Origin of the sequence: Pseudomonas sp. zfem002, from assembly GCF_032621685.1 — a bacterium.
In the GTDB taxonomy this organism is placed as follows: Bacteria; Pseudomonadota; Gammaproteobacteria; order Pseudomonadales; family Pseudomonadaceae; genus Aquipseudomonas; species Aquipseudomonas japonica.
This window is the reverse complement of sequence record NZ_JAVYJH010000025.1, coordinates 1-10803: the sequence shown is the minus strand read 5'-3', so window position 1 is coordinate 10803 and position 10803 is coordinate 1. Positions and strand designations below refer to the sequence as shown.

Sequence of the window (10803 nt, the reverse complement as noted above, 5' to 3'; positions counted from 1 at the left end):
CCGAAGCCGAACTGGAGCGCCTCAAGCGTGAGGTGTCGCTGGTTCGGCTGATCCCGAGAGGTTGAAGTTAGCTCTGGTGGCAAGGGCGCTTGATCGAAAGATCTCAACAAGCCTGAGCCCAATACGATTTATAAAGTGGACGGAAACAAGACCTATCAAATAGATGATCTGGGGCACGTTGAGAAAGTCGAATCAAATCTTTCACTGACTGAAAATAATCGGAATACGTATCAACAATGTGTAGCAGGCAAATGCGGCATCAATGGGGAGGAAGGTGGGCATTTATCGCTAGTGCTTTCAATGGACCTGGTGAGAGGTTGAACCTCGTTTCCATGAATGGAAACTTGAATAAAGGTGAGTGGAAGTCGATGGAGAATACATGGGCTTCTGCACTCAAAGAGGGGAGGGGGTCTGGTGAAGATTGAGCCTGTCTATTTGGGAGAAAATAGTCGGCCAGACAGCTTCAGCGTAAAGTACTAAATGGGTGGTGCTCGTCCAAATGGAAATGTGTTTAAAAATTCACCAGGTGGAAATTGATGCGAAGCGATGACGATATTTATAATGATCTCGGGGGGGTATTGCTTCAAGTTGCTCCCGAAGGATCTTGCAAAATTATAATGCGTGCTAAGTTGTCCAAGGGGCTGGATAGCTGTGAATGTGATTGTATTCATGAGGGAGATAATGTTTCCTGGTTTACGGCAGGTGGGCGAGCTAATACGGATATGTTAGGTCTTTTAATAGAGCTGCGCCGTTGGTGTTTTAATAATAAGCCTGCGGGTGGGCTGCCTCTTTGGGGTGGGTGCGAGGTGGTCTTGAACTTAGTTGGGTTTGGAGTAATTATAGATTTTATTTGTTCTTGAAAGAATAAATAATCCAAAGGGCATTGAGGAAGGGGGGATTTGTTTTGAGACGGTGCGGTTCAAATTTGGTCCGCCCCTTTCCTTCTCACGATTAGATGGGGACGCTCGGTCCCGCCGCTCGCTTCAATAATGACTCTACCAGCGCTTGGCAGATTTCCAGCGAATGCTGTGTAGCCCACGCCAGACTTTGCATCGGTCTGCTCGCCGACTCGCAGACCTGAAAGTTGGTTTCGTACGCCGAGGCCAGGGACATGGAGAGATGTACCAGCGCATCTTCCATGCTGGCGTTCGCGCATACGCTAAATAGGGGTGGGTGTGTACCGCTGCAGGAGCCGAAATGAGTGTGGGCGGTAGTCAGGCGCGGGGTGGGAGGATCCGGAACGAGCTTCTTCACTGGTGTATCTCCTTTTGCTGTAGCCCGCCATCCAACGCCGCGAAACGAAGGGTGGCAGCTGTACGTGGGTTCGCGGACCGAGGCAAAAGGAACCCGGCAGACCAGAGGGTCTCCCACGCACAGCCGCCATTACACAAAGAGCGGACGCAAAAAAAGCGCCGGCAATCTGGGTAGGGCGCTGTCAGAGCGCCTTTTGCAAACAGACCGCGAAGTCTGTGTCGCTGAATTGGCAGCGACCGGCGAAGACTAGGTGCCCATTTCCAGGAGTGCAACGCCTGAACAGGCGGAAAAGTATGCTTGGGAAATGGACTACATGAAAGTCGGATCAGGGTGAAGATTTGTAGCTTGATGCGGCTACATATTTTCCGATTGGAGTTAGTAACAGAGTCTCGTCCCGACTGTTAACGCCAACAACCGTCTGGCGCCCAATGGCGCGCTGATCGCCGGCAACGTCGGCACCCTGCGCGCGGCCAACAGTCTGTCGGCCATGGCCGGCAACGACATCATCAACAGCGGCTTGATCGAAGCGGCAAACCGCGTCGACCTGCTGGCGGGCAACAACATCATCAACAAGGCCGGCGGGATCATCTCCGGCCGCGACGTGAGCCTGACCACCATCCTCGGCAACGTCATCAACGAGCGCTCCAGCACCAGCCACAGCAGTGGCGATGCCTTCAACAGCGGACGTCGCGACTTCCTCGACAGCGCCGCGCGGATCGAAGCGGCCAACGACCTGAGTATCAAGGCCGGGCAGGACCTGATCAACCAGGGCGGCGTGCTGCAGAGCGGGCGCGACACCCGCCTGCAGGCCGGGCGCGACGTGCTGCTGGGCTCGACCGAGGAAGTCAACGCCCTGGCCGGAGGAGGACGGACCAGCCAGAGCATCAGGCAGAACGGCAGCAGCGTCACCGCCGGGCGTGATTTCAGCGCCGTGGCGGGGCGCGACTTTGCGGCGATGGCGAGCCGAATCGATGCGCAGCGCGATATCGCTATCTCGGCCATGGGTGACGTGACGCTGATGTCGGCGGCGGACGAGGAACATTCGTCGTTCGTCTCGAAGAAGCTCAAGACCCAGGACGACCATGTCAGCCAGGTCGCGACCACGCTCAAGGCGGGCGGTGATGTGGCGATCAGCGCCGGCCATGACCTGGCGATGAGTGCCAGCCGGATCAGCGCGGGGGATGAGGCCTACCTGGTAGCGGGTGGCAAGCTGGCCCTGCTGGCGGCCGAAGACAGCGACTACTCGCTGTACGACATGAAGAAGAAAGGGAGTTTCGGCAGCAAGAAGACCCAGCGCGACGAGATCACCCAGATCACCTCGATCGTCAGTGAGATCACCACCGGTGGCGACCTGACGCTGGAGAGCGGCAGCGACCAGCACTACCAGGCGGCGAAGCTCGGCAGCGGTGGCGACCTGACTCTCGACAGCGGCGGGGATATCACCTTCGAGGCGGTGAAGGACCTGCATCAGGAGAGCCACGAGAAGAGCAAGTCCGACGCGGGCTGGTTCAGCATGAAGGGCGAGGGGAAGACCGACGAGACCCTGCGCCAGAGCGAGATGGTTGCCCAGGGCGATCTGGTGATCAAGGCGGTGGGCAGCATCAAGGCCGATGTGCTGCAGGTGAACCAGCAGACGGTGCATGAATCGATCGAGGCGATGGTCAAGGCCGATCCGAAGCTTGCGTGGCTGCAGCAACTGGAAGCGCAGGGCGGGATCGACTGGCGGCAGGTGCAGGAGATTCATACCAGCTTCAAGTATGCGAATTCGGGGTTGGGGCCGGCGGCGCAGATTGTCATTGCGATTCTGATGGCGGCGGTGCTTGGGCCGGTGGTGGCCGGGATGGCCGGTGGCGGTATACCAGGAGCGGTCGTTGGGGCTATGGCATCCAGTGCGGCGACCAACGCAACGGTCAGTGTCGTCAACAACCGCGGCAACCTGGGAGCGGTGTTCAAGGATGTGACGTCCTCGGATGCGATGAAGGGCTATGTCATTGCAGGCGTCACGGCAGGCGTAACCGAAGGTCTCATCGATCCGAAGCTCAAAGGCACGAACACGGCGCTCAAGAGCACAGCCGGCCACGATTTGAGCACACTACAAGGGATTGGAGGGTTCAGTGTCCGCGCCGGCGCCATTGGCTTGACCTCCGGCGTCGTCAAGACCGCAGTCAACGGCGGCAGCCTGGGCGACAACCTGGTGGACGGCCTGGTGACACAAGCCTCGACCGTTGCGGCGGCCACTGCTTTCAACTTCATCGGCAGCTACGCCGAGAAGCAGTACAACGCTGCTGAACGGGCGGGTGACCCAGCCGGCATGGCGATGTGGGCCGAGGGCGGTGCCGGACGTATTGCCTTGCACGCATTGGCTGGCGGAGCGATTTCGGCAGGTACGGGGGGAGATTTCACCACGGGCGCGGTTGCGGCGGGCGCCAGCCAGGCGATGGCCAGCGTGCTCACCGAAATGTTCGAGAAACAGCCGAAATTGCGCGAAGCCTTTGCGCAGATCGTCGGTTTGACCTCGGCCGGGCTGGCCACTGGTGACTACGAGAAAGGCGCCTGGATCTCCCAGATGGCCGATCAGTACAACCGCCAGGCGCATCCTGAGGAAGTGCGCCTGATCAAGAACCAGGCCGCAGCACTGGCGCAGGAACAAGGCATCAGCGTGACCGAGGCCGAGCAGCGGATGGCCCGGGCGTTCGCCTACTACACCGACAAGGAGTGGCAGAAACTATTGAGCAAGGATGGTCTGGTGATCGAAGCCAGCACCATGGATCACCTGGCCAAGGCGCTGACGCCACTGGCCAAGCGCTACGAGCCCAATGACCCGACAGTGGGGGCCGATGTTCCTGTCCTGGCCGAGACCAGGCAATACACGCCTGAGCTGACCCGCGAGTATCTGCAGAACTACGCAAGCAATCACACCGAGGTATTCAACGACACCAGCCTCCACAGCGAATACCTGGGGAAATTGACGCCCTATGGACTGGATGAGTACAGCCAGTACTACTCGCGAAATCTCTCGCTCAATCCCGACAGGGTATTGGGAACGGGTGCTTTCGAGGGTATCGGTAACGCACTCGCTGAAATGGCCAAAGGTGCGTACGGCCTGGGTCAGGGATTGGTCTACGCCCCTGAAAACACCACATTGGCGTTGCTTCACGGACTGGCCTCGAACAACCCGCTGGCGGAGTATCAGGAAGCCAAGGGGCTGGCCAATCTTTACCGCCTCCAGGGTAACTATGACGCCGCGGCCAGAGTGGAGATGGAGTGGCAGACCGGGTTCGCAACGAGTCTGGTTGCGGCGGGGCGGGCCGGAAAAATCAGCGCGTCGGCGTTGGCGGAGTTCAAGGCGCAGCAGGAAGCGGCGTGGAAAGGTCTTGATGGGCCTTCGGGTGTCACACCTGTATCAGAGAAGGGGGTAACGGTTGGCGGTGGAGCAGCCAAGCCAGATTTTTCGCCCGATGCTGAAGCTGGGATGCCCTATAATCACCCGGTTGCGGAGGCTGGTGGTGCAAAAGGCGCAGGCGAAGTCGCTGGCTCTATAAAAAACTTCTCAATTGCTGATCGCGTATTTGGCCAGCTCAATGATCCTCGGATGGGGCAGCTTGCAGGAAAGCTTGATGCCGATGCTTTGCAAAACCTTGCCAATAATCCCAGTGCTACTAGGTTTATGGACGCAAGGACAGGGCATATCAATGTAATTCAAGAAGTTGAAGGGAAGCTGATTCGGATCACTGTGCCAAGAGACGAGATGAAGATTATTTCCGTTGGCCCAATTAGACCGAACCAAGTTAAAAATTTGTTAGGTAAGGGCGACTTTGTCCAGTTACCTTGAATTTGCGGAGAGCTTATGGCTTCAATTCATATTGAGGAAATTCAGAAAATCCTGTCTGAGCAAGGCAATAAAGATGCATTGCCAAATCAAGCTAATGGGGAGGGCTACTTTCTAGAGATTCGATTTGACAGCCCTACTCGAAGGGCGTCCGGGATTGTTGATGATGAGTACAAGGATAGAGTAATAACTCTAGATTGCCCTTACGGTACGATTGTTATTTTGTGCGATGGAGAGGGTCAGCTGAAATCAATTGAGTTAAGTTGATTGTACAGTGATAGCGCTCTCCCAGCACCGGCCTTGCGCCGGTGTTGTTTTATCGGTCAAGCCTTTGCTTTTTCTGCTATCTGGCTGCTACCGAACTGCTACTTATCTGCTTTCCATTGCTATGTTTGCGCTACTTTCTGGCTATTTTTGCCAGCGGACAAGCCGCTGGCGAAGGGGCTGACCCTCTGGCCGATGCCTATCCTTAAATTTGCGGTGTTTTCACGACTGGTGCTGTAGGGCTTGATAGGTCGTGGGCGGTTGTAGGTTCTCAAGAAATTGAGGTCGCGGAGCTTGAGTTGATGGGCGAGAAAGTTAAAATTGAGTCAGAAGCATTCGTGGGCCTTACTATACTTGGGCCTAGGTTTATTGTTGATTAAGTGGCCGAGAAAGTGCGCCTGGAACTTGCGCTCTAACTATTTAAACTAGTGGTTGGACGTCTTGGGGGAGCGTGGGCAGTATCATAACCCGCGTCGGGCCAGTTTTTTCCCACGACAGCCAGTCGCCAGTCGCCAGTCGCCGGTCGAGTCCGGCGCGCAGTTCGCGCTACATCTGGCGTTGCGCGCCTAGACAACGAAATTCGCGTCGGGTGATACTGTTGGTGCAAAAGGTAAAGGCTCCGAGGCTCCGTACAATCCGCAAACTACCAGAAATGAGCTGGAGTCCACTTATGGGCGTGACGACGTTCTTTCCACTACGGTTCCGCCAGCTGATGGGCGGAATGTGCATCTTGCAGGGCAGCGTCATCCGGTAACGGGAGTCGTATTCGATAACAGGGGCTTTCCTATATTTGATGATGTGACTGCATTTGATACGCGGATATCAATTGATGCCTTTAAGTCTGCGAGTTATGAGGGGCAAATGAAACTTGCGACCAAAGATTTGTTAGGGGCTATTCAGCAAGGTCAAGTGAAAGCTTCAAGCTTCACTGCTAAGCAACTCCAGCAGATTGGGGCAGGGTCAAAGAAAATCGATGGGTATACGTGGCATCATCATTAAGATAGTGGGCGAATGCAGTTGGTCCCTGAATTGATTCATAAGAAGACGGGGCATATCGGTGGCGAAGCCATGGGGGGTGGAATGTGAGTCTGAATGAGCCTAGTTGCTTCAGTGATGAGCTGATGGCGTTCGTTATGACCTGTATTTTTTGTGGGGCTATAAGCAGGGATGAACTTAATTTTTGGTGCGCTCAAGCGTTGTCGCTGAATAACGCTCCAGCATTTTTGTATAACTTAATGGATTTTCATGATGAGATTTTCAAGGTCTATAAGGTAATTGGCTATGTGCCTCATTGGGAACATACGGAAGATGACGAGCATGCTTTGTATGGTATTGCTGTCCGTCGAGGGTTTGAGCCTTACGACATGCCTTTAACGTCGAATGAAGCGCTTGCGTGTCTTGAGGCGTCGCCAGATATTGAGCAGCTGTTTGGCCAGGTCTTTGACTTCATCAAGCTGTAAGTAGGTGCAAAAGGAGCCGCAAGTGTAGGAGAGGTCGGGGCCAGTGCAAAAGGTTCGACCGGTACGCCTGCTTGGGCTAACTCTGAAGGTCCGTATAGTGGACAGCTTTCTGGAAATTACTCTTCAGGAACGACTACTGTTAATGGGCAGATTGCAGATGGCGTTGGTGACTTTAGCCGTGGGCTAGGTGCAAAAGGAGTTGTGACGCCGGAAGTACCTGCCAATTCAATGGCTGCTCGGATTGGCCTGCGAGAAGACCTCGCCGCACAAGCTGGAATTCCTCGAAATATGGTTGAAGCCCCGTCGAATATTTGGGGTAAGTCCATCGATGACATTCAGCAGTCGTTCAAGATGGATGGTGCAAAGCTCACATATGTGCCACCCAAGCCTGGATCGTCAAAAAATGCGCAGGTTTATAAGGTTGAAGGTGGCGCAACCGGAATTAAAGAAATTCAATACGGTCCGTCAACTGTTGGTAAGGATGTTAAATCCACACATGTGGGCGAGTACTACAAAGTTACATATACTGATGGCAGCAAGGCGAAAGTGGTCGATCCTCTTACCTATAGGCCTAAATTTAGCGGCCCTCCAGTCCAATTTATGATGTCAATACTATATATTTGAACCCACAGGGCCAGAAGGTGGTATTTAATCCTTCTACGAATACATGGATTCCAAAATTACTACGTCAGGTGAGTTTTTCATAGATTGGCATGCTCCCATTGTTCCTGGGGTATCCCTCGCAGGGATTCCGCTCTATAGGTTTCCTGGCTCACCAATCCTACAAATGCATAGGCATGGGTTTGAGCAGTGCGGAGATTGTGGGTTTTCTTTCTCGGTTTTTGATGATGCTGTAATTAATGATTTGCTAAAAGGTATCCCTGCTTTATCAATTTCGATAAGAGATGGAAGGCTATACGCTGTTAAGGTTTATAACTTTAGCTTTCCTAGTGACCCGGCAGAGCAATTTATTTACAAGGGGTGTCTGCCAGGTGGAATGGTATTGGGGAGTCCTGTTTCCGATATATTGCCACTCACAAGCTTAGAGTTTGATGAGGCTGAGGAATGGTTTTATACCGACCCTAACTATGGTGTTGTTGAGATAACTGGGTGGGGAGTTCCTATCTCAGATAAGCCTGGACAAATTATTACGGCGATATGCGTGATTCCCGGCTCGTAAGCGTTATATAAAAACCTAGCCAACGAGCTGGGGTTTTTATTGTCTGCGATTTGTTACTGCCCGAACCGCCTCCGTTCATGCTCCGCCTGATACAAGGACTGCGTATCAGGAAACCAAGGGGCTGACCAATCTTTACCGCCTCCAGGGCAACTATGACGCCGCGGCCAGAGTGGAGATGGAGTGGCAGACCGGGTTCGCAACGAGTCTGGTTGCGGCGGGGCGGGCCGGAAAAATCAGCGCGTCGGCGTTGGCGGAGTTCAAGGCGCAGCAGGAAGCGGCGTGGAAAGGTCTTGATGGGCCTTGCTGTTTTGCTGCCGGCACATTGGTCGCTACTCCAACAGGCGATCGTGCGATCGAAACCCTCAAAGTCGGCGATATCGTCTGGAGCAAGCCGGAGCATGGAGGTGAGCCGTTCGCGGCGGCAATTCTTCAGACCCACGAGCGCAACGACCAGCCGATCTACAAGCTGACCCTGGAAAACACCCGTGCCGATGGAGAGGTGAAGCAGGAAACCTTGTTCGTCACCCCGAGCCATCCGTTCTATGTGCCGGCGCAGCGCGAATTCGTGCCGATGATTCAGCTCCGGACGGGGGATCTACTGCAGTCTCTGGGGGATGGGGCCAGTGAGAACACCTCCAGCCGGGTCGCTTCGGTGGAGCTGTATCAGCCGATCGGCAGGACCTACAACCTGACGGTGGATATCGGGCACACGTTCTATGTTGGAGAACTGAAGACGTGGGTGCACAATACCGGGCCTTGCGATATCACCGGCATTCTGGAAGGGCTTGGCAGGCCAACGAGTGCTGGGGGGATAAAAGTAGTCGAGGGAGAAGTGGGTAGTTATGGCTCCACGGCTCCTCGTAGCGTTGGCGATGGCCTGACGCCGGACCATATCCCCTCACTCGCCTCAGTCAAGGAAGCGTTGCGCCAGATGGGGGTCGAACTGACTGAGGCGGATTTGAAGGCGTTGCGCAATAACACAAACTGTGTTGTGGTCAAGACGTGCAGTCATATGTCGGACTCACGAACATACGGTGGGCGAAATAACCAGGAAAAAATCAAAATGGACGGGTCGGATTTGTACAAGGCGGCCGAGGCTGACTTGAACACCTGGCAACCTGTTTGGCAACGAGAAGGTTGGTCGGCAAGTAAAATTGAGCAAGTACGCACTGAGGTACATGAGTTGAATAAAAAACTATTTGAGGAAATGGGAGTTGTCTATGAACCCAAATGACTATATGGGGCGGCCGCTTCTCGACTTGGTAGCTCATTTTAAACGTTCGATTCCCTTGGTCGAGTATTCTAAGATCGACGATGACGAATTCTTGAAGTTGCCTGAGCAGGGGGTCTACTTTCAAGCGGGAAGTGACAGCATCGTCCGTGCATACAGGGTTTATTACCAGGCCGTAGGTGAGTACTTTCCTGCGGATACCGAAACCAGATACTCCTGTTTCGGTATCGTGACCGTTGACGACGCTGTAAGGCTCTTCGGGCAGCCTGTGCGTGTCATCCCTTCAGTGCGCATTCCCACTAGGCCCCCAACCAACCCAGGCTATTTATTCGATGCTGGTGATGAAAGAACAGTCTCTGTTTATCATGAAGCAGATGTCATCATCTGCATTCATGTGAAGCTCGCCCGTCAGGAATAACCTGTTCGGGAAAGGGGACGGTTTTTTAAGGTGTTTTTAAAATAAGTCCGTCCTTTTTGGTTGAATGGCACTCGTAAGGTGCTTCGGACGCTCGTTGTTCTGATCTCTGCCCTTGCTCATTGACGTGGTTTGGTTAGCAGGAATAGGCCTGATGTCTTCGTTTTACGGCGCAAGATCGATAACACCACACCAGCCGCACGCACCTTTGAACAATTTGCATCTGCTTATGTGGGACCGCATGTGCGGCCCCTGAAGCGTTGTTAACCCTGTCTATTCAACAGCGCTTTGATCAACGCCTGACAGATTTCCAGCGACTGACATGTAGCCCACGCCATGTCCGCAGTAGGTCGAGACAACATTTCGCAAAGTTGCCAGTTGGTTTCAAAGGCTGATGTGAGCGCAGCAGAAAGATGAACCAACGCATCTTCGATATCGGCCTCCTCGCACACCGTGAACAACGGTGGGTGCGCGCCCTGGCAAGCGCCGAAGTGAGTATGGGCAGTGGTGCGACGAAGGTTTGAGAGAGGTGGATCAGGTACCAGCTTTTTCATGATGTTCTCCTCGGGTCCAGATGTGCTGCCACTCTCCGGCTGTCAAACAGGAGGGTGGCAACTGTGCGTGGGTTGACAGACCAGGGACCATGAGGAGAACAACCTGGCGCGCCCGAAGGCGCCCACACGCACAGCCGCCATAACGACTAGCGCTCCTCGAACATCGGTCTTCTGGCCTGTCAAAGCCGGTCGTTGGTTTGCAACGACCGGCGAAGACTAGGGTAAGCGCTCCATAAACCCCACCTATCCAAAGATGGACGAGCGCTTAGCTATGCAGATGAGGCGTGCAATTCCAAGGCAGCAGGGCTTCGTAATCTTCCACTGAGGACGCCTGCGGCAGGCGTTCCAGTGCGTGGCGCAGCCACGCATAAGGCTCTTTGCCGTTGGCTTTGGCTGTCTCGACCAGGCTGTAGAGTTGCGCACTGGCCGTCGCGCCCTTGGGCGTGTCGCTAAACAGCCAGTTCTTTCGGCCAATGACAAACGGGCGGATGGCACGCTCAGCGGCGTTATTGTCGATCGGCAAGTAACCCTGCTCGAGGTAACGCTCCAACTTGCTCCAGTTGCTGGCCAGATAGCCGATGGCTTTGCCCAAGGCGTTCTGCGTCGTGACCTGGGG

At 54.5% G+C, this 10803-nt stretch carries 11 protein-coding genes and 2 pseudogenes; 11 read left to right on the top strand and 2 right to left on the bottom strand.

Annotated features, from left to right (window positions below):
* Window positions 1-126: 126 nt before the first annotated feature.
* The 11 genes and pseudogenes from RTI28_RS30505 to RTI28_RS24370 all read left to right on the top strand — a co-directional run bounded on the left by RTI28_RS30505 (window position 127) and on the right by RTI28_RS24370 (window position 9636).
* Window positions 127-425, top strand: a pseudogene (locus RTI28_RS30505) (DNA/RNA non-specific endonuclease).
* A gap of 111 nt (window positions 426-536) precedes the next feature.
* On the top strand, window positions 537-860 hold the full coding sequence (locus tag RTI28_RS24405) for a hypothetical protein (RefSeq protein WP_316922845.1): 324 nt from the start codon (window positions 537-539) through the stop codon (window positions 858-860).
* A 782-nt stretch (window positions 861-1642) separates the two neighbouring features.
* Window positions 1643-5086: pseudogene (locus RTI28_RS24400) on the top strand (DUF637 domain-containing protein); the annotation flags it as partial.
* A 15-nt stretch (window positions 5087-5101) separates the two neighbouring features.
* The gene (locus tag RTI28_RS24395) at window positions 5102-5350 is read left to right on the top strand and encodes a hypothetical protein (RefSeq protein WP_316922843.1); all 249 of its coding nucleotides are present in this window, start codon (window positions 5102-5104) and stop codon (window positions 5348-5350) included.
* Between the two features lie 720 nt (window positions 5351-6070).
* Entirely contained in the window at window positions 6071-6346 is a 276-nt protein-coding gene (locus RTI28_RS30500; protein WP_410479038.1) for an HNH endonuclease, read from the top strand.
* Between the two features lie 12 nt (window positions 6347-6358).
* On the top strand, window positions 6359-6433 hold the full coding sequence (locus RTI28_RS30495) for an HNH endonuclease (protein ID WP_410479041.1): 75 nt from the start codon (window positions 6359-6361) through the stop codon (window positions 6431-6433).
* Window positions 6434-6468: 35 nt separating this feature from the next.
* Window positions 6469-6807 carry a hypothetical protein gene (locus RTI28_RS24390; RefSeq protein ID WP_316922842.1) on the top strand — a complete coding sequence of 113 codons (339 nt, stop codon included), beginning with the start codon at window positions 6469-6471 and terminating at the stop codon, window positions 6805-6807.
* Between the two features lie 201 nt (window positions 6808-7008).
* Window positions 7009-7431 carry a hypothetical protein gene (locus RTI28_RS24385; RefSeq protein ID WP_316922841.1) on the top strand — a complete coding sequence of 141 codons (423 nt, stop codon included), beginning with the start codon at window positions 7009-7011 and terminating at the stop codon, window positions 7429-7431.
* A gap of 43 nt (window positions 7432-7474) precedes the next feature.
* Window positions 7475-7987, top strand: a complete 513-nt coding sequence (locus tag RTI28_RS24380) for a hypothetical protein (protein WP_316922840.1) — start codon at window positions 7475-7477, stop codon at window positions 7985-7987.
* A gap of 175 nt (window positions 7988-8162) precedes the next feature.
* Entirely contained in the window at window positions 8163-9221 is a 1059-nt protein-coding gene (locus tag RTI28_RS24375) for a polymorphic toxin-type HINT domain-containing protein (protein WP_316922839.1), read from the top strand.
* On the top strand, window positions 9208-9636 hold the full coding sequence (locus tag RTI28_RS24370; protein WP_316922838.1) for a hypothetical protein: 429 nt from the start codon (window positions 9208-9210) through the stop codon (window positions 9634-9636). The genes RTI28_RS24375 and RTI28_RS24370 overlap by 14 nt, the downstream gene beginning before the upstream one ends.
* A gap of 260 nt (window positions 9637-9896) precedes the next feature.
* Here the strand turns inward: RTI28_RS24370 and RTI28_RS24365 are convergent, their stop codons facing one another.
* Together RTI28_RS24365 and RTI28_RS24360 are read right to left on the bottom strand one after the other, a co-directional pair.
* Window positions 9897-10187 carry a hypothetical protein gene (locus tag RTI28_RS24365; RefSeq protein ID WP_316922837.1) on the bottom strand — a complete coding sequence of 97 codons (291 nt, stop codon included), beginning with the start codon at window positions 10185-10187 and terminating at the stop codon, window positions 9897-9899.
* Between the two features lie 265 nt (window positions 10188-10452).
* Window positions 10453-10803, bottom strand: a 351-nt coding sequence (locus tag RTI28_RS24360) for an IS66 family transposase (RefSeq protein WP_316922836.1), incomplete at its 5' end; no start/stop codon positions are given.

Coding starts and splice junctions, on each gene's coding strand:
- RTI28_RS24405 (WP_316922845.1), top strand. CDS start 537: ATGCGAAGCGATGACGATATTTATAATGATCTCGGGGGGGTATTGCTT.
- RTI28_RS24375 (WP_316922839.1), top strand. CDS start 8,163: ATGGAGTGGCAGACCGGGTTCGCAACGAGTCTGGTTGCGGCGGGGCGG.
- RTI28_RS24390 (WP_316922842.1), top strand. CDS start 6,469: ATGGCGTTCGTTATGACCTGTATTTTTTGTGGGGCTATAAGCAGGGAT.
- RTI28_RS24395 (WP_316922843.1), top strand. CDS start 5,102: ATGGCTTCAATTCATATTGAGGAAATTCAGAAAATCCTGTCTGAGCAA.
- RTI28_RS24370 (WP_316922838.1), top strand. CDS start 9,208: ATGAACCCAAATGACTATATGGGGCGGCCGCTTCTCGACTTGGTAGCT.
- RTI28_RS24365 (WP_316922837.1), bottom strand. CDS start 10,187: ATGAAAAAGCTGGTACCTGATCCACCTCTCTCAAACCTTCGTCGCACC.
- RTI28_RS24380 (WP_316922840.1), top strand. CDS start 7,475: ATGGATTCCAAAATTACTACGTCAGGTGAGTTTTTCATAGATTGGCAT.